Source organism: Kribbella sp. NPDC050459 (assembly GCF_040655315.1).
Classification (GTDB): Bacteria; Actinomycetota; Actinomycetes; order Propionibacteriales; family Kribbellaceae; genus Kribbella.
In genome coordinates, this window is record NZ_JBFAJQ010000014.1 from 192,585 (window position 1) to 210,117 (window position 17,533).

15 protein-coding genes are annotated in these 17,533 nt (G+C 69.6%); 6 read left to right on the forward strand and 9 right to left on the reverse strand.

Going from position 1 to position 17,533, the window contains the following annotated elements; genetic code table 11:
* Positions 1 to 99 precede the first annotated feature (99 nt).
* Positions 100 to 1,764, forward strand: a complete 1,665-nt coding sequence (locus tag AB0I12_RS34695) for an ABC transporter ATP-binding protein (RefSeq protein ID WP_359938028.1) — start codon at positions 100 to 102, stop codon at positions 1,762 to 1,764.
* Positions 1,761 to 3,635, forward strand: coding sequence for an ABC transporter ATP-binding protein (locus AB0I12_RS34700; RefSeq protein ID WP_359938030.1), 1,875 nt, complete (start codon positions 1,761 to 1,763; stop codon positions 3,633 to 3,635). Before AB0I12_RS34695 ends, AB0I12_RS34700 begins: the two co-directional genes overlap by 4 nt.
* Positions 3,636 to 3,679: 44 nt before the next feature.
* Here AB0I12_RS34700 and AB0I12_RS34705 read toward each other — a convergent pair whose 3' ends face one another.
* Both AB0I12_RS34705 and AB0I12_RS34710 read right to left on the reverse strand, forming a co-directional pair.
* Positions 3,680 to 4,606, reverse strand: a complete 927-nt coding sequence (locus AB0I12_RS34705; RefSeq protein WP_359938033.1) for an RNA polymerase sigma-70 factor — start codon at positions 4,604 to 4,606, stop codon at positions 3,680 to 3,682.
* Positions 4,606 to 5,538, reverse strand: a complete 933-nt coding sequence (locus AB0I12_RS34710; protein WP_359938035.1) for an NAD(P)-dependent oxidoreductase — start codon at positions 5,536 to 5,538, stop codon at positions 4,606 to 4,608. The genes AB0I12_RS34705 and AB0I12_RS34710 overlap by 1 nt, the downstream gene beginning before the upstream one ends.
* A 165-nt stretch (positions 5,539 to 5,703) precedes the next feature.
* Here AB0I12_RS34710 and AB0I12_RS34715 point away from each other — a divergent pair, with 165 nt between their 5' ends.
* Genes AB0I12_RS34715 through AB0I12_RS34725 form a run of 3 tightly spaced genes read left to right on the forward strand, consistent with a single transcriptional unit; the run spans position 5,704 to position 11,492 of the window.
* The gene (locus AB0I12_RS34715; protein WP_359938038.1) at positions 5,704 to 9,123 is read left to right on the forward strand and encodes an alpha-N-acetylglucosaminidase TIM-barrel domain-containing protein; all 3,420 of its coding nucleotides are present in this window, start codon (positions 5,704 to 5,706) and stop codon (positions 9,121 to 9,123) included.
* An 8-nt stretch (positions 9,124 to 9,131) separates the two neighbouring features.
* Positions 9,132 to 10,310, forward strand: a complete 1,179-nt coding sequence (locus tag AB0I12_RS34720; RefSeq protein ID WP_359938041.1) for an ROK family protein — start codon at positions 9,132 to 9,134, stop codon at positions 10,308 to 10,310.
* Between the two features lie 30 nt (positions 10,311 to 10,340).
* A complete protein-coding gene (locus AB0I12_RS34725) occupies positions 10,341 to 11,492 on the forward strand; it encodes an AAA family ATPase (protein ID WP_359938044.1) in 1,152 nt (383 codons plus the stop codon).
* Here the strand turns inward: AB0I12_RS34725 and AB0I12_RS34730 are convergent.
* The 7 genes from AB0I12_RS34730 to AB0I12_RS34760 form a co-directional block, all read right to left on the reverse strand.
* Entirely contained in the window at positions 11,489 to 12,346 is an 858-nt protein-coding gene (locus AB0I12_RS34730) for a hypothetical protein (RefSeq protein ID WP_359938047.1), read from the reverse strand. The two genes, AB0I12_RS34725 and AB0I12_RS34730, sit on opposite strands and share 4 nt — an antisense overlap.
* Positions 12,346 to 13,068: a CDP-alcohol phosphatidyltransferase family protein gene (locus AB0I12_RS34735; RefSeq protein WP_359938050.1), complete on the reverse strand. Its 723-nt coding sequence runs from the start codon at positions 13,066 to 13,068 to the stop codon at positions 12,346 to 12,348. The genes AB0I12_RS34730 and AB0I12_RS34735 overlap by 1 nt, the downstream gene beginning before the upstream one ends.
* 150 nt (positions 13,069 to 13,218) lie before the next feature.
* Positions 13,219 to 13,659 (reverse strand): nitroreductase family deazaflavin-dependent oxidoreductase, encoded by a 441-nt coding sequence (locus tag AB0I12_RS34740; RefSeq protein ID WP_359938053.1) that lies wholly within the window; start codon positions 13,657 to 13,659, stop codon positions 13,219 to 13,221.
* A gap of 60 nt (positions 13,660 to 13,719) precedes the next feature.
* Complete coding sequence (locus tag AB0I12_RS34745) at positions 13,720 to 14,139, reverse strand: SRPBCC domain-containing protein (protein WP_359938056.1); 420 nt, start codon at positions 14,137 to 14,139, stop codon at positions 13,720 to 13,722.
* A 48-nt stretch (positions 14,140 to 14,187) separates the two neighbouring features.
* The gene (locus AB0I12_RS34750; protein ID WP_359938059.1) at positions 14,188 to 14,649 is read right to left on the reverse strand and encodes a hypothetical protein; all 462 of its coding nucleotides are present in this window, start codon (positions 14,647 to 14,649) and stop codon (positions 14,188 to 14,190) included.
* 88 nt (positions 14,650 to 14,737) lie between these two features.
* Complete coding sequence (locus tag AB0I12_RS34755; protein WP_359938062.1) at positions 14,738 to 15,733, reverse strand: hypothetical protein; 996 nt, start codon at positions 15,731 to 15,733, stop codon at positions 14,738 to 14,740.
* A 965-nt stretch (positions 15,734 to 16,698) separates the two neighbouring features.
* Positions 16,699 to 16,830 carry a hypothetical protein gene (locus AB0I12_RS34760; RefSeq protein WP_359938065.1) on the reverse strand — a complete coding sequence of 44 codons (132 nt, stop codon included), beginning with the start codon at positions 16,828 to 16,830 and terminating at the stop codon, positions 16,699 to 16,701.
* A 280-nt stretch (positions 16,831 to 17,110) separates the two neighbouring features.
* On the opposite strand from AB0I12_RS34760, the gene AB0I12_RS34765 reads away from it, so the two are divergent.
* Positions 17,111 to 17,533: hypothetical protein (locus AB0I12_RS34765; protein WP_359938067.1), on the forward strand; the 423-nt coding region annotated here is incomplete at its 3' end.

Genomic DNA, 17,533 nt, shown 5'->3' on the forward strand with positions numbered 1-17,533 from the left:
CCGTCGATCGCTGCCCCTACCACCCGTGCCCCCGAACGTAGCCGCAATCTGTGGCGGCTGCGTCCCTATCTGAAGCCCCACCGCTGGCGCCTCTCGGTGATGTTCACCACCGCGATGCTCGGCGTCGCCGTCAGCCTCACCGTCCCGCTGGTCACCAGGGCCATCATCGACGGACCGGTCACCCGGCGCGAGCTGAGCATGCTGGTCCCGCTGGCCCTGCTGGCGCTCGGACTCAGCATCTCCGAGGTCCTCCTGGTCTGGATGCGCCGCTGGGCGCAGTCCCGGACCGTCAGCGACCTGGAGGCCACGCTCCGGCACGACCTGTACGTCCGGCTGCAGTCGCTGCCGATGGAGTTCCACACCCGCTGGCAGAGTGGCCAGCTGCTGTCCCGCGTCACCACCGACCTGTCCACCATCCGCCGGTTCATGGGCTTCGGCCTGCTGTTCCTGGTGATGAACATCCTGCAGCTGGTCGTGGTCACGATCCTGCTGCTCCAGCTCTACTGGCCGCTCGGTCTGGTGGTCCTCGTGGCCGCCGTGCCGATCGTGATGGTCTCGCTGAAGTTCGAGAAGAAGTACCTGCGGATCTCCCGCAAGGTGCAGGACCAGCAGGGCGACCTGGCCACCCGGATCGAGGAGTCGGCGCTCGGCTTCCGGGTGATCAAGGCGTTCGGCCGCCGGCCGCACGTCCAGGCGCAGTTCGACGACGAGGCGACCACGCTGTACCACACAGAGGTCGAGAAGGTCCGGCTCGCATCCCGGTTCTGGAGCTTCCTCGGCGTCATCCCGAACCTGACCCTGGTGATCGTGCTGCTGCTCGGCGCGCTCGCCGTTGGCCGGGAGGCGATCACGCTCGGCACCCTGGTCGCGTTCATCACGCTGATGCTGTCGCTGGTCTGGCCGGTCACCTCGCTCGGCGCGATCCTCGCGATGGCCCAGGAGGCGATGACCGCGGCGGACCGGATCAGCGAGATCCTCGACACCCACTCGGTGATCAAGTCCGGCGCGGAGGAGCTCACCCACCCGCGCGGTCACCTGCGCTTCGAGCACGTCGGGTTCCGGTTCTCCGACGACTCGACCGAGGTGCTGCACGACATCAACCTCGACCTGACCCCTGGTACGACGCTCGCACTGGTCGGCGCCACCGGGTCCGGCAAGACCACACTGACCGCACTGATCCCCCGGCTGTACGACGTGACGGCGGGGCGGATCACCATCGACGGACACGACATCCGGGACCTGACCCTGGTGTCGCTGCGGACCGCGGTCGCGTCCGCGTTCGACGACCCCACGCTGTTCTCCATGAGCGTCCGGGAGAACCTCACGCTCGGCCGTCCGGACGCCACCGACGCCGAGGCCCAGCAGGCGCTGGAGGTCGCCCAGGCGCAGTTCGCCAACGACCTCCCGTGGGGCCTCGAGACACGCGTCGGCGAGCAAGGCATGTCACTGTCGGGTGGTCAGCGCCAGCGGCTCGCACTGGCGCGGGCAGTGCTCGCCAAGCCCGCCGTACTGGTGCTGGACGACACCCTGTCGGCTCTCGACGTACACACCGAGGCCCTGGTCGAGGAAGCGCTGCAGAACGTGCTCTCCGAGACCACCGGCATCGTGGTCGCGCACCGCGCGTCGACAGTGATGCTGGCCGACAAGGTCGCACTGCTGCAGAACGGCACAGTCACCCACGTAGGAACCCATCAAGAACTACTGGCCACGGTGCCCGAGTACCGGCACCTGCTCGCCGCAGAGGAAGAGGAGGTTCACGCATGACGACAACCCAGCAGACACCTCCTCCCGAGGACGTAGAGGACGACCAGCTGCCGGAAGAGCAGAGCTGGCGGGGTCAGTTCGAGGAAGACCCCGACCGGGAGATCTCCCGGGCCACCAGCATCCGGCTGAAGGAGGACTCCCGGAAGCTGCTCGGCGAGCTGCTCAGGCCGTACCAGAAGCTGATCTGGCTGCTGATCGTGATCGTGATCGTCGAGAACGGCGCCCGGCTCGCCGTGCCGTACCTGGTCCACCTGGGCATCGACAACGGCATCCCGCCGATCCTCGCCGGCCAGGGCTCGCGGGAGCTGATCACGATCGTGATCGCGGTGCTCGCCTCGGCACTGCTGCAGGCCTGGGCGCGGCAGCTGTTCCTGATGCGCTCCGGCCGGCTCGGCCAGACCATCCTGCTCGGTCTGCGGCGCCGGGTCTTCGACCACTTCCAGCGGCTCAGCCCGGCGTTCCACGACAAGTTCACCTCGGGCCGGGTGATCTCCCGGCTGACGTCCGACGTCCAGGTCATCGACGAGATGCTGGCGAACGGGTTCGACGGTCTGGTCACCGCAGCGCTGACCCTGGTGGGTACGGCGATCATCCTGCTCACGCTGGACCTCAAGCTCGGTCTGCTCGCGCTGCTGTCGTTCCCGGCGCTGCTGATCCTGACGGCGTGGTTCCGGAAGCGGTCCGCGGTCGTCTACCGGCAGACCCGGGAGGCGGTCGTGCTGGTCATCGTGCACTTCGTCGAGTCGATGACCGGGATCCGCGCGGTGCAGGCGTTCCGTCGCGAGCCGCGCAACGAGGAGATCTTCCACGGCGTCAACGACCGCTACCGGAAGGCGAACCTGGAGTCGTTCCGGCTGAACGCGATCTTCATGCCGTCGATCAAGGGCGTCGGCAACATCACCATCGTCGCGATCCTTGCGTACGGCGGTTACCAGGCCTACCACGGGCACGTGACGGTCGGCGTCCTGACCGCGTTCCTGCTGTACCTGCGGCAGTTCTTCGAGCCGCTGCAGGACATCTCTCAGTTCTACAACACCTTCCTGTCCGCGTCGGCGGCGCTGGAGAAGCTGTCCGGTGTGCTGAACGAGACCCCGGACGTGCCGGAGTCGATCCAGCCGGCCAAGCCGGGCCCGGCGCACGGTCACCTCGAGCTGCGGAACGTGCGCTTCGAGTACGTCGACGGCGTACCGGTGCTGCCCGGTCTGCAGCTGGACGTGCCGGCCGGTCAGACACTGGCCCTGGTCGGTACGACGGGTGCCGGCAAGACCACGATCGCCAAGCTGGTGGCCAGGTTCTACGACCCGACGGGCGGGCATGTGCTGCTCGACGGTGTCGACCTGCGGGACCTGTCCGAGGACGACCTGCGCGAGCGGGTCGTGATGGTGACGCAGGAGAACTTCCTCTTCACCGGCTCGGTCGCGGACAACATCCGGTTCGGCAAGCCGGACGCCACGATGGAGGAGGTCGTCGAGGCCGCGAAGGTGATCGGCGCGCACGACTTCATCATGGCGCTGCCGAACGGCTACGAGACCGCGGTCGAGAAGCGCGGCTCGCGGTTGTCCGCGGGGCAGCGGCAACTGGTCGCGTTCGCGCGGGCGTTCCTGGCCAACCCCGCCGTACTGATCCTGGACGAGGCGACGTCGAGCCTGGACATCCCCAGCGAACGGCTGATCCAGCGGGCGCTGAAGACGATCCTGGCCGACCGTACGGCGATCGTCATCGCCCACCGGCTGTCCACGGTCGAGACCGCCGACCGCGTCCTGGTGCTGGAATACGGCCAGATCATTGAGGACGGCGCACCCGACCACCTGATCACGGTGGACGGCCACTACGCCGGACTGCACCAGGCCTGGGAAGAATCCTTGGCCTGACCTGACGGCACACAGCGGGGCGCAGGGGTCTTCCCTGCGCCCCGCTACCCGTTTCGGCGGGCCGCGTTCGTGTCCCGGACGACGGCCCACGCGTCGGCGACCGGGCCGACGTGCCGGAGCTTGTCCGGGTTCACCACCGCACGGATCGCCTGGATCTGTCCGTCGGCGATGTCGAGCGTCCAGGTGTTGACCACGCGACCCGCGTTGTCGCGGAAAATCGCGCCTGGCTGGCCGTTCACCACGTGCGGCTCCACGACACCACCGATCCGGGTGAACGGCGCGGACAGGGCAGCCAGCATTCCTGCGACGTTGTGAGCGCCCGTGACAACACCCCGGCCCCACTGCGGCGCCTTGCCACCGGCGTCCCCCACCAACTGGACGTCGGCAGCCAGAAACTCCAGCAAGTTGTCGACGTCGCCTTCTCTGAAGGCGTCGAAGAAGCGGACCGCCAACTCCTCCCGCTCACGCTGGTCCGCAGCGAAGCGCGGCCGCCCTGCCTCCATATGGCGACGCGCTCGAACCACCAACTGACGGCAGGCGGCCTCAGTCCGTCCCAGCGCCGACGACACCTCAGCAAAGTCGAACCCGAACACTTCCCGCAGCACGAACGCTGCCCGCTCCAGCGGAGACAGCCGCTCCAGCAGGAGCAGCGCGGCCATCGACACCGAGTCGGCCAGCTCGGCCGCTCGCTCCGGGTCCTCGTACGGGTCGGACAGCAGCGGCTCCGGGAACCACGGTCCGACGTACGCCTCCCGACGGCGCCGAGCAGACCGCAGTACGTCGACGCAGATACGCGTCACGACAGCGGACAGGAACGCCTTCGCGGACGCCGGTTCCGTCCGTGACGCGGCGTACCGGAGCCACGTGTCCTGTACGGCGTCCTCCGCCTCGCTGACGCTGCCGAGGATCCGGTAGGCGATCGAGAACAGCAGCGGTCGCAGTTCCTCGAACTCCTCGTCGCGAGTGCGCATCACGCCAGCTCGGCCTTGAAACCCTGACGCCACGACGGGTACTGCAGCTCCCAGCCCAGCTCCCGCTTCGCCTTGGCGTTGGAGAACCCGCGGCCCTCGGTCATCATCACCACAGCCTGGTCCCCCGCCAGCCGTCGCGCCAGCCACACCGGAACACGCAGCGGCGGCTTCGCGCCTGCACACTCCGCCAGGTAGGGCAGCCAGTCGCGGGCCGGTGCCGGGTCGTCATCGACGATGTTGAACACACCGCCGGCCTTCTGCTCGACAGCCAGCACTGTCGCGCCGGCCGCGTCGTCGAGATGCACCCAGGAACTGTAGCCAGTACCGCGTCCCACCAGCGGGTACTGGCGTTTGCGCACGAGCTCCACCTGGTCGTCGATGGCCCCCGGGCCGTAGAACGCGCCGTACCGCATGACGGCTCCACCGATCTTCAGCACGAGGTCCTCGATCCGGCTGAGCGCCTTCAGGCCGACGTACGCGGCTGTCCCCTCCAGAAGGTCCAGCGGGTCCTCCTCGGTCTTGACCCACCCGCCTTCGCGGATGCCGTTCCAGCTCGCGTAGCCCTGGGCAACGAAGTGCGGCACACCCACTGCCTCGGCCGCGGCCAGCAGGTGGTCGGTCCCCTCGGTCCGCAGCCGGTTGGTCTTCGCGAACCAGCGGTCCGGGTGCTTGATGTCCGGCTTGCCCGCATGCGCCATCGAGATCGCGGTCATCTGGTGCACGATCACGTCCGGCCGTGCGAGCGCGACCGCCTCGCCGACCGCCGCGCCGTCCAGCCCGTCCATCACCACTGCTTCGGCGCCCGCTGCTCTGACCAGGTCCAGCTTGGCCGCACTGGTCGTCGTAGCCGTCACCTGATGCCCACGTGCTACGAGCTGCGGCACCAGCCGCCGCCCTAGAACTCCACTCCCACCAGCCACGAACACACGCATCGCTCTTCACGCTCCTTGATCGGTTGCGCTCCCGAGACGAGACAGCGCGGCCGGCTGTGACACGGCAGGTTTAGGAAGAATATTTTCGAAAGTCCTTGCCGAGCTGTTGACCGGTTGCGCGCCGCCATTTAGTTTGGGCCGCGATCAAAATCGGAGGTCAGGTTGATGAACCGACGTACCAGGGTCCGGCGATGGCTCGCCGCGACGACTGCGGCGGCCACTGTGGCAACGGTGGCGCTGCTGCTCGGCGCGCCGCCCGCACTGGCGGACTCCCCGGAGCAGGGCCCGTCCGCCCGCCCGCTCTTCGACACCGGTCCGGCCAAGGACGCGATCCGGCGCCTGGTCGGCACGCGGCACGGCAGCCAGATCACGCTCGCCACGATCCCGGCGTCCGCGGGCCGCGACACGTTCCGGATCACCAGCCGCGGCGCGCGGCCGGTCGTCGAGGGCAGCAGTACGTCGGCCTTGCTGATGGGGTTCAACTGGTACCTCAAGCACGTCGTGAAGGCGGACATCTCCTGGACCGGCGACCAGCTCGACCTGCCGCCGGTCCTGCCCGCGCCGCAGCGGCCGATCGAGCAGTCGTCGGTCGTCGAGCACCGGTTCGCCGGCAACGACACCGAGGACGGGTACTCCGGCCCGTACCGGACGTTCGAGGACTGGGAACGGCTGATCGACGTCCAGGCACTGCACGGTGTGAACGAGATCTTCATGCCCATCGGGACCGAGGCCGTGTACTACGAGGCGCTGCAGTCCTTCGGCTACCAGGCGGACGAGTTGCGCGCCTGGATCCCGACGCCCGGGTACCAGCCGTGGTGGCTGCTGCAGAACATGTCCAACTTCACCGCGCCGGTCAGCGCCCAGGTGATCGGCGAGCGCGCGGAGCTCGGCCGGCGGATCGCGGACCGGATGCGATCGCTCGGGATCACGCCGGTCCTGCCCGGCTATTTCGGCACGGTGCCACGGGACTTCGCGGCGAAGAACCCGGGCGCTACCACCGTGCCGCAAGGCACGTGGGTCGGGCTGGACCGGCCGGACTGGCTGGCGCCGACCGACCCGCTGTTCGACCGGGTCGCGGCCCGGTTCTACGCCGTCCAGGAACGGATCCTGGGTCCGTCGACGATGTTCAAGATGGATCTCCTGCACGAGGGCGGACGGCCCGGCAGCATCTCGGTCGGTCAGGCGTCGGTCGCGGTGCAGAACGCCCTGGAGAGGGCACATCCGGGCGCGATCTGGGCGATCCTCGGCTGGCAGAGCAACCCGCGTCCGGAGACGATCGCGGCCATCGACCGTAGCCGGATGCTGGTCGTCGACGGGCTGTCCGACCGGGCCTTGAGCCCTGACCGCGAGAAGGACTGGTCAGGGACGCCGTACGCGTTCGGGTCGATCTGGAACTTCGGCGGCAACTCCACCATGGGCGCCCCGATCCGCGCCTGGAACGAGCGTTTCTGGGCCTCGCTGGCGAAGCCCGGCTCGGCCCTGTCCGGGATCGCGATCATGCCCGAGGCCAGCTACAACAACGCGGTGGCGATGGAGTTCCTGGCCGAACTGCCCTGGCACGACGGCCCCGTGGATCTGGACCAGTGGTTCGCCGACTACGCGGACGCCCGGTACGGCGGGACGGACCCGAAGGCGCGGGAGGCGTGGCGGATCCTGGCCGAGACCGCGTACTCGATTCCGCCGAACGGCGGCCGCTCGTCGGGCCACGGCGGCCTGTTCGCCGCGATCCCGAGCCTGACGGTCCAGCGGCCGCACAGCTGGGCGCAGGCGGCGTTCGCGTACGATCCGGCCGAGTTCGCGGGTGCGCTGCCCGCACTGCTCGCGGTCGGCAGCTCGTTGCGGAACAACGCGGCGTACCGCAACGACCTGGCGGAGGTCGCACGTCAGTCCGTCGCCGACCGGTCCCGTACGTTGCTGCCGCAGATCCGGTCGGCGTACGAGGCCGGGGACCTCGGGCGCTTCACGCAGCTGACCGACACGTGGCTCGGGTACATCGCCGGCGTCGACGACCTGGTCGGTACCAACGAGCAGTACCTGATCGGACGCTGGCTGGAGCAGGCCAGGAGCTGGGGTGCGGACAGCACCGAGTCCGCGCAGCTCGAGTACGACGCGCGCAAGCAGCTCACGTCGTGGGGACTGCGCACCACAGACCTGCAGGACTACGCGTACCGCGAGTGGTCCGGGCTCCTGGACGGCTACTACGCGCCACGCTGGAAGCAGTACTTCGAGGCGCTGAAGGCCGGCACCCCGGCACCACAGATCGACTGGTACGACGTGGCGGAGCAGTGGTCGCGAGACCGCACCAGCTACCGCACCCAGCCGACCGGCGACACCTACACAGAAGCCGCCAAGCTGCTGGACCGGCTGAAGAACGACGACTACGACGTGACGCTGGCACTCCGCCCGACCGGGACCGTGGATGCGTCAGGGGCTGCTCAGGTCACCGCGACCATCACCAACACGAACTACTTCGGCGCCCTCACCGGGCTGACCCTCGACGTCACGGCACCCACTGGGGTCACTGTCGAACCAACAGGCGACGCACCGAGCCAAGTCGGACCAGGAGCCACGGTGACGCGTTCCTGGACCGTGCGCGCCGGCAGTGGTCTGCCGGACAAGGTGACACTGCAGGTGTCGATGCGGTCCGACCAGTCCGGGCTCCAGAAGGCCAGCGCGGTTCTGCCGGTCGCAGCGGCCGGGCGCTATCAGCTGAGCGACCTGGACTTCGCGTCGTCGCGGAACCACGACGGCCTCTACCCGGTCGCACGCGACACCGTCACGCCGGCAACGCCGTCCGGCAACGGCCAGCCGATCCTGCTCGACGGTGTTGCCTACAGCAAGGGCCTCGGCACCAACGCGAACGCCGACGTCCGGTTCGAGCTCGGCGGTGGCTGCGGACGCTTCACCACGGTGGTCGGGATCGACGACGCCATGAATCACACTGCCGACGGCGATGTGGTCGTCCGCGTCTACGGTGACGGCCGACTGCTGACCGAGTCCGGCGTGCTGCGCAGCGGGATCGCGGGCGACGCGTCGAAGGCGGTCGTGCTCGACGCGGACGTCACCGGCGTACGGCAGTTGCGGCTGCAGGTGCACCAGTACGACGCGAACCGGTACTTCGACGCGTTGTCGTTCGGCGTACCGACGGTCACGTGCTCCACGCCACCGCCGGTCTCCTTGAGCCTGGGGAAGCCTGTAGCGGCTACCAGCGCGGAAGGCGGCCACGCGGCGGCCAGCGCGGTTGACGGCGATCTGAGCACCGGCTGGTTCTGCGCGCCCGCACAGTGCGCAGGGCAACCGTCGTCGTTGCAGGTGGATCTCGGCGCTGCTCACGCGCTGTCCGCTATCCGCGTCACGCCGTACTACGCCGACGGCCGGTCGTACCTCTATCGTGTCGACGGAAGCGTGGACGGGCAGACGTGGACCCGGCTGGCGGAGAAGGTGACCCACAAGGCGCAGACTGATGTGGGCGACCGGTACGACGTGACGGGCGCCTACCGGTACGTCCGGGTGACCGGATTCGCGAACACCACCAACGCCTACACGCTCCACCTCCAAGAGCTGGCGGTGTACGGCGTGTACTGAAGGCAGGGATGACGAAGGCGATACGGATCACCGAGAAGGTGACGCCCGGCGTACTGCGCGAGCGCAACACCAGACTGGTCCTGCAGACCGTGCTGATCGGCGACGGCAGCATGTCGCGCGCGGACATCTCCCGGTCCACCGGTCTGGCGCGCGCGGTGGTGTCGGAGATCGTCGAGTCCCTGATGGCACGGCATCTGGTGGTCGAGGAGGCCGGGACGCCGAGCGGCCGCGGCAAACCCGCGAAGCCGCTCCGCGTCGACACCGGCCGCCAGTGCCTGCTGATGGCCGACCTCCGGCCGACCGAGATCGTCGCGGGCGTAGTGGGACTGGACGGAGTGATCAGCACGACCGGCCGGGTGGCCCTGCCGCCCGGCCCCGGCGTCGACGACGTGATCTCGGTCCTGGGCAGCTTCCTGCGGCAGCTGGCCGCCGACGACGGGCGGACGGTACGCGCCGCGGGCGTCGCCGTCCCGGCCATGCTGTCGCCGGAGCAGGGCATCGTCGAGTCGATCCAGTTCCGCTGGCACGACGTCGACCTCGCCGGGCCGTTGCGGGAGGCCCTCGGGTACGACGTGGTGCTCGTCAACGACGCGACCGCGGTGGCGATGTCCGAACTGTCGCACCGCAGTCAGGCCGGCGGCAGTGTGATCGTGCTGCACATCGCCGGCGGAATCGGGTCCGCCATCATCCTCGACGGACGCGTGCACCTCGGCGAACGGCAGCGGGCCGGCGAGGTCGGGCACATCGACGTCGGCGTCAGCGACCGGCGCTGCGAGTGCGGCCGGACGGGCTGCCTGGAAACGGTGGCGAACCTGCCCGCGATCCTCGGCGACGCCTCCGTCGAGGACCTCGACGCGGTCGCGTCCCCCGGCGAGCCACCGGAGCTGCGCGCCCTCGCCGAGCGGGTCGAATTCGCGGGCCGGAGCCTCGGCGCGCTGGTCTGCGTCCAGGCGGCGATCCTCGACATCCCGGACGTCGTGATCGACGGGCCGGTCCGCCGGGCCGGGGCGCGGCTGCTCGACGCCATCGAGCAGGAGCTCGCCCGCCGCCTGCCCGCGGTCGACGTACGCCGTCCGCGGTTCTCGACGATGGCGGACCGGAGCAAGATGCACGGCGCGGCGGCCGCGGCGATGCTGCAGGAACTCGGAGTCCTCTGGCACATCTCCCCGGACCGCGCCGAAACCTGATTGTCGGAAGGCGTCGGTACCTTGACTGACATGCTGACGACGCTGGCGGTGGAGAACTACCGGTCACTGCGGCGGATCGTCATGCCGCTGCGCGGTCTGAACGTGGTGACCGGTGCGAACGGGTCGGGCAAGTCGAGTCTGTACCGGGCGCTGCGGTTGCTGGCCGACGCCTCGCGGAACGGCGCGGTCGCGGCGCTTGCCCGTGAAGGTGGGTTGCAGTCGACGCTGTGGGCCGGGCCGGAGCATGTGCGGAAGGATCGACCGACGCAGGGCACCGTGCGGACCGGGCCGGTGACGTTGCGGATGGGCTTCGCGGGCGACGACTACGGCTATCTGATGGATCTCGGCTTGCCGATCGCGCACGGATCAGAATTCGACCTGGATCCGGTGATCAAGCGCGAGGCCCTGTGGGCCGGCCCGTTCCTGCGGCCCGCGGCGCTGCTGGTCGAGCGCAACAACCACGAGGTGCGGATCCGTTCGGCGAGCGGTGAGTGGCAGCGTGGCGGGCACCCGCTCCAGACGTTCGACAGCATGCTGAGCGAGTTCGCGGATCCGGAGCGCGCGCCCGAACTGCTGCTGGTGCGGGAGCGGCTGCGCGGGTGGCGGTTCTACGACCACTTCCGGACCGACGCGACAGCGCCTGCCCGTCGGGTGCAGGTCGGCACGCGCACCGCCGTGCTCGCCGCGGACGGCGCGGATGTCGCGGCCGCCCTGCAGACGATCCGGGAGCTGGGCCCACGCGGGGCATTGGACGAGGCGATCGAGCTGGCCTTTCCCGGCAGTCGGGTGCAGATCGTCAACACCGCGGGCCGTTTCGAGATCGCGTTCCACCAGCACGGTTTGCTCCGCCCGCTGTCCGGAGCCGAGCTGTCCGACGGCACCCTCAGGTATCTCCTCTGGGTCGCCGCGCTGCTCACCCCGCGGCCGCCCGAGCTCCTCGTCCTCAACGAGCCCGAGACCAGCCTGCACCCGGATCTCCTGCCCGCACTGGCCAACCTGGTGGTCACCGCCGCGAAGGAGACCCAGGTCATCGTGGTCACCCACTCCCGCCCGTTCATCGCCGCACTCGAAGCCCTCTCCCCCGACCTCCAGACACTCGAGCTCGTCAAGGAGAAAGGCGCCACGACCATCACCGGCCAGGGCCCACTCGACGAGCCGCCGTGGAAGTGGCCGACGCGCTAGGGACCGGCCGGTACGTCCTGGGGCTTCACGCTCTCGAAGCGGACCAGGACGACCGAACCCGCCGCGGACAGGAGGAAACCGATGATCGCGGCCGGCCACCAGCCGGCACGGACGGCGTCGTCGAGCACGAAGACGCCGACGGCCGCAGGTGTGATGGTCTGCAGCGCGATCATCGGCGTGGTGGCCAGCGTCACCGACCCCCGCTGCAGCGCCAACGAGTACAGGATGAACGCCAGCGCGCCACTGATCGGCAAGGTGTAGAGCGTCGGGCTTCGTACGAGCTCGCTCATCGACCCGTCCTGCAGCAAGCGGGCCGAGATCGCGACTCCGGCGTACCCGAGACCGGCCAGCAGGCCGAGCAACGCCGTGGAGACACCGTGCTGCGAACGGCTCGCGACGGCGCCCAGGACCGCAATCGTCACGAGCCCGATGATGATGCCGATCGTGAGGCCGTGGTGCTGCGCGCTGTCACCGGCATCACCGGCAGCCACCGCGAGCAGACCGAGCCCGACGCAGACGCCGATCACCGCGGACCATTCCAGCGCGCTCAGCCGGTCCGACATCAGCCGCGTCGCGAGCAACGCGGTGATCACGAGACTGACGGCGATCCCGGCCTGCGCCAGGTACAGCGGCAGCAGGCGCAGCGCGACGAAGTGCAGCCCGAAGCCGGCGAGGTTCAGCGCGAGCGCACCGAGGAACGCGGGCTGCTTGAGCAGCGCGGCCACGAATCCGCCGAGCCGGCGCGGATCCAGCTCCGACTCGGTCGGCACCTTCCGCGACCCGACGGCCTGCAGGATCGCCGCGATACCGAACAGCACCGCGGCGCCGAGCGCCGCGCTCAGCCCGAGAACCACTACGCGACGGCCCTACGGCGCCAGGTGAGGTAGAGGCTCAGGCCGCCGTAGTACACCAGGTACGACAGCGAGATCGCGACCACGACCACGTTCGGGTCCGGCATCTGCGCGAGCAGCACGGCGTACGACGCGAGCCAGATCGCGGTCGTCAGCAGATTCAGCGAGCGGAACGCCTTGGTGCGCGACGGGTACACGTACTTCACCGGGATGAAGACGAGCACCGAGCAGACCACCAGGATGATGCCGGTGGTGACCGGGCTGAGGCTCAGGACCACGACATAGAACGCGACCACGTTCCAGTAGCTGGGGAAGCCGAGGAAGAAGTGGTCCTCGGTCTTCGCGTCGACCCGGCAGAACTGGTAGCTGGACGCGAGCAGCGGCAGCGCGCCGAGCACGGCGCCCCAGGTCCCGGCCGGGAGATAACCACCGGTCCACAGCAACACGATCGGCGCGAACGCGTACGTCAGGTAGTCGACGATGTTGTCGAGCATCGCACCGTCGAACCACGGGATCGTCTCCTTGACCCGCAGCCGGCGGGCGAGCATCCCGTCCGTGCCGTCGATCACCAGGGTCGCGAGCCCGAGCCAGAGCGCCCGCACGGCGTCGCCGTCGATGGCGGCGATGACGATCAGCAGCGCGAGCACCGTTCCGCTCGCGGTATAGGCATGCAGTGCCAGTCCGGCCAGACGCAGCCGCGTCGACCCGACGAACGGTTCCCGCACCGCGTCGTGTGTGGTCAGGACAACTCCCAGAACTCAGGCGACGCAAGGCGTCGGGCCGGGTCGAGGTCGACCCAGCCGTCGCCAGCGTCTCACAAGCCTGGCCCGCGCCTCGTCACCGACCGTCAACCGAGGCGAGATCTTTGCAAGGACTTAGTTGACCGGGTCGAGCAGGAAGAGCGGGATCTTCCGGGTGGTCTTGGTCTGGTACTCGGCGTACGGCGGGTACGCGGCCACCGAGCGCTGCCACCACTCGTCGTACTCGTCGCCCTCGATCTCGCGGGCGACGTACTCCTTGGTGACGTCGCCGTCCTGGAGGCTGACCTTCGGGTCGGCCTTCAGGTTGTAGTACCAGACCGGGTTCTTCGGTGCGCCGCCGAGCGAGGCGACCGCGGCGTACACGCCGTCCTTCTCGACCCGCATCACGGGCACCTTGCGGATCTTGCCGGACTTCGCACCGCGCATAGTCATCAGCACGACCTTGAGCCCGATGATGTCGACCGCGTCGGTGGTCCCGGCCTCGGTGACCTTCTCCACCTGCTCGCGGACCCAGTCGCTGGTGCTGGGGGCGTACTCGTCGCTGTTGGTTGTCATGTCACCCATGATAATGGTGACGCATCACCATCAACAGCCCCGGCGCGTCGCACGGACAGGTCAGAGCGCCGGAGCCAGCTCGGTCAGGGCCGCGAGCGCGTTGTCCCAGGCCTGCGCGGACTGCTCGGGGTCGTGCTTCTCGTCCAGGCGGTCGAAGCCCGACTCGACCACCAGCAGCCGGGTGCCGTCGCCCTCGGGCGTGAGCGTGAACTCGACCAGGTTCGCGTTGCCCGGCACCGGCTCCACACCGGGCTCCACGGCGTACCGGTAGGCGAACCGGCGGCCCGGCTCGACCTTCTCCACGAAGCCGCGGAACTCGCCGTGCTCGTCCCAGCGCATCACCAGCCGCCCACCCGGGCGCAGATCGATCTCCGCCCCGCCGAACGCGTACCACCGGGCAAAGGTCTCCGGCTGCGTCACCGCGGCCCACACCACCTCCGGCCGGGCCTCGACGTACACCTCACGCTCCACGCTGTCCATGACGCCTATCCTCCCCGTTCGGGGGTGCCCAGTTTCGCCGGGCTTGATTCATCGGGCGCAGGAGCGGAGCTGGGTTGCGGTCGCGATCGTCGCTTCGATCCAGCGCCGGCGCAGGAAGTGCGCCTTCAGCAGCCGGTGGACGCCGTCCAGCACGACCAGCCGGCCGCGGTACGCGACCAGGTTGATCGGGAAGTCGAGGTCCGCGTCCATCACCCGCTGGTAGTGCGCGCGGAAGTTCATCGGCGTCTCGGCGACCTGGTGCGGCGTCACCCTGAACCGTTCGCCCTCGAGCTGCCACAGCGGCAGGTCGAACATCCAGACCAGGTCGGCGATCTCGACCGGCTCGACCTTCAGGTCGAGCTCCCACAGTTTCGCGAGCTGCCAGCGGTACGGCGGGAACACCTCCCGCAACGTCTCCGGCATCATCGCGACGAGTTCCTCGAACGACACGTCCGGCGCCGCCGGATCCGCGTCCGAGCCGAACGTGTCACCCAGCCCATCGATCGTCACGACGGAGCAGGCTACGCCATCGCCGGGGCGACGACGGACCAGTACGCGGCCGCCCCTGACGGAGCGGGCGGCCGCGTGCGGATGACGGTCAGGCGGTGTGCTTCCCGCGGCGGCGGAAGGTGACCACTCCGGCGCCGGCCATCAGGATGCCGCCGGCGGCGAGCAGCAGGCCGCCCGCGAGACCGAACGCACCATTGCTGTTGGCAACCGAGTCGCCGTCGGATCCGCCGAAACCGGCGTCGATCGCGGTCGGAACACCGGCGGTCGGCGTGTCACTCGGCACGTCGGAGACCGGAGTCGACTCGGTCGCCGTGCTCGTCGGGTTCACCGACGTGCCCGGGGTGGACGGTGTGTCCGTCGGCGTCGCAGGCGGAGTGTCCGTCGTCGTGGGCGACTCCGTCGGACTGGTCGGAGGCGTGGTCGGCGGAGTGTCCGTCGTGGTGGGCGACTCCGTCGGGCTCGTCGGCGGCGTGGTCGGCGGAGTGTCCGTGGTCGTCGGCGGAGTCGTCGGCGGCGTCGTGGGCGGCGTGTCCGTCGTGGTCGGCGGAGTCGTCGGCGGCGTCGTGGTGCAGCCCTCGACCCAGAACACCTTGTGCTTGACGTCGTTGCCGATCGAGCCGGGGGCGTTCACGGTCAGCTTCACGTGGTAGCCCTGCTGCGGGTGCGGCTCGCCGGTGAACTTCAGCGTGTACACCTCACGCGCGTCCAGGTCCGTGCCGCCACCGGCCTCGTCCTCGCCGATGAACGGGTTCAGGTTGCCGGACACCACCTGCAGTCCGGCGTCCGCCGTCGGGGCCTGGTCCTCGAAGGTGACCGTGGCCTTGTACGAGTCGTCCTTGTCGTAGTTGTAGAACTCGACGGTGAACGTGCAGCCCTGGTGCGGGTTGTTGTCCGGCGGTCCGCTCTGGATGTCGGCGCCCTCGATCTTCACCGTGCCGTTGTTGCCCGGTGGGTTGTGGCCGGCGGTCTGATCCGCGTTGGCCGAGGGCGCGACGAGCAGAGCCGCCGCGCCGAGAAGCAGTGAAAGCGCTCCGGCGCCGGCGAAGATGCCGGTCGCGCGGGAGCGAACGCCCGTGTGGGTCATGTCCGTCCTCGAACGAGTGCAGGGGTTAGGCCTTGGAGAAGTATTTCGGTTCCGTTACGGCAGTCAAGCTCGTTCGGTAACGATTAGCCCGCGTGTCGCAGGGTTTTCCACAGCCCCCGCTGCCCAAGACCTGTGGACAGCGCACAAGACGACAGACTGAACCGGTCCCACCGACCCCGGGCGCAGGCCGGCGTTCACCAGAACTCCGATCTCGCGCGACGCGTCGCCGCCGGACTCGTCGTACTCGCCCACGGAGGCCTGCGGACACCACGTCCCAGCGTTCGTGACAGCAAAGTGAACCAACCGCGCCACCCACGAGATGCACACAGCCGACCTCGGACAGCCTGTCGTCACCGCTTGCCGCCACCGAACAGATCGGCGCAGGTCTGAGCCGATCGCGCCACCGGCCAGAAGCACTCTTCCACGCGTCATCAGTTGCCGCTGGCCCCGGTCCGCCTGTTGTCACTGCTTGCCGCGACCGGACGGGTCGGCGCATCCGGCGTTCACCGGAGTCGATACGCCGGACCTCACCGAGCTCGTACGGCGCGTCGGCGCCCACCTCGTCGTACGCGACGACGCAGGGCCGCGGACACCGCGCGTCCCAGCGGCTGAGACAGCGGAGTGAGCCAATCGCCCCACCGGCCACAAGCACTCCGCGCGTCATCAGGATGCCGCCGGCCCCCGTCGGGCTGTCGTCGCCGGTGGTCGCGACCGGGCGGGTCGGCGGACCGCGCAGGCCGGCGTCCACCGCAGTCGGTACGCCGGAACTCGCCGAGCTCGTACGGCGCGTCGGCGCCGGGATCGTCGTACGCACTTGCGGAGCGCTAGGGACAGCGCGCGCGTCCGGCGTTAGTGACAGTTGAGCGAGCCGATCGCGCCACCCACGGGAGCATGCCGCCGGCCTGGGACGGCCTTCATCACCACTTGCCGCGACCGGTCGGCACAACGGCAGACCGGCGTTCACCTCAGTCGGTACGCCGGAACTTGCCGAGCTCGTGCGGCGCGGCGGCCCTGGGGTTGTCGTACTCGCCGGTGGAGGGCTGCGAACAGCACGCGTCCCGGCGTTCGTGACGGCGCAGTGAGCCGATCGCGCCCACCCGCGAAAAGCATGCCGCCGCCCCGCGTCGAACTGTCGTCGGTTGCCGCGACCGGACAGGTCGGCAGGCCGGGGTCCGCCGCAGTCGGTACGCCGGAGCTTGCTGAGCTCGTGTGGGGCGTCGGCGCCGGCGTACTCGTGGGTGGAGGGCTGTGGACCGCGCGGGTCCCGGCGGTTGTGACGGCCGCCGGAACCGGGGCTGCTATCTGGTGTGGCGGCCGTGGCGGCGGAGTGAGCCGATGGCGCCGCCGGCGAGGAGCATGCCGCCGAGCGTCATCAGGATGCTGCCGGCCTCGGACGGGCTGTCCTCGCTGGTGACCGCGACCGGACGGGTCGGCGGACCGGGCAGGCCGGCGTTCACCGCAGTCGGTACGCCGGAGCTCGCCGAGCTCGTGCGGTGCGTCGGCGCCGGAGTCGTCGGCCTCGTCGTCGTACTGGCCGGCGGCGTACTCGACGCCGTCCCCGGAGGCACCGTCGGCGTCGTCACCGGAGTACCAGGCGGCGTCGTCACAGGCGTGGTCGGCGGCGTGGTCGGAGGCGTGGTCGGAGGCGTGGTCGGAGGCGTGGTCGGCGGCGTGGTCGGCGGCGTGGTCGGCGGCGTGGTCGGAGGCGTGGTCGGCGGCGTGGTCGGCGGCGTGGTCGGCGGCGTGGTCGGCGGCGTGGTCGGCGGCGTGGTCGGCGGCGTGGTCGGCGGCGTGGTCGGA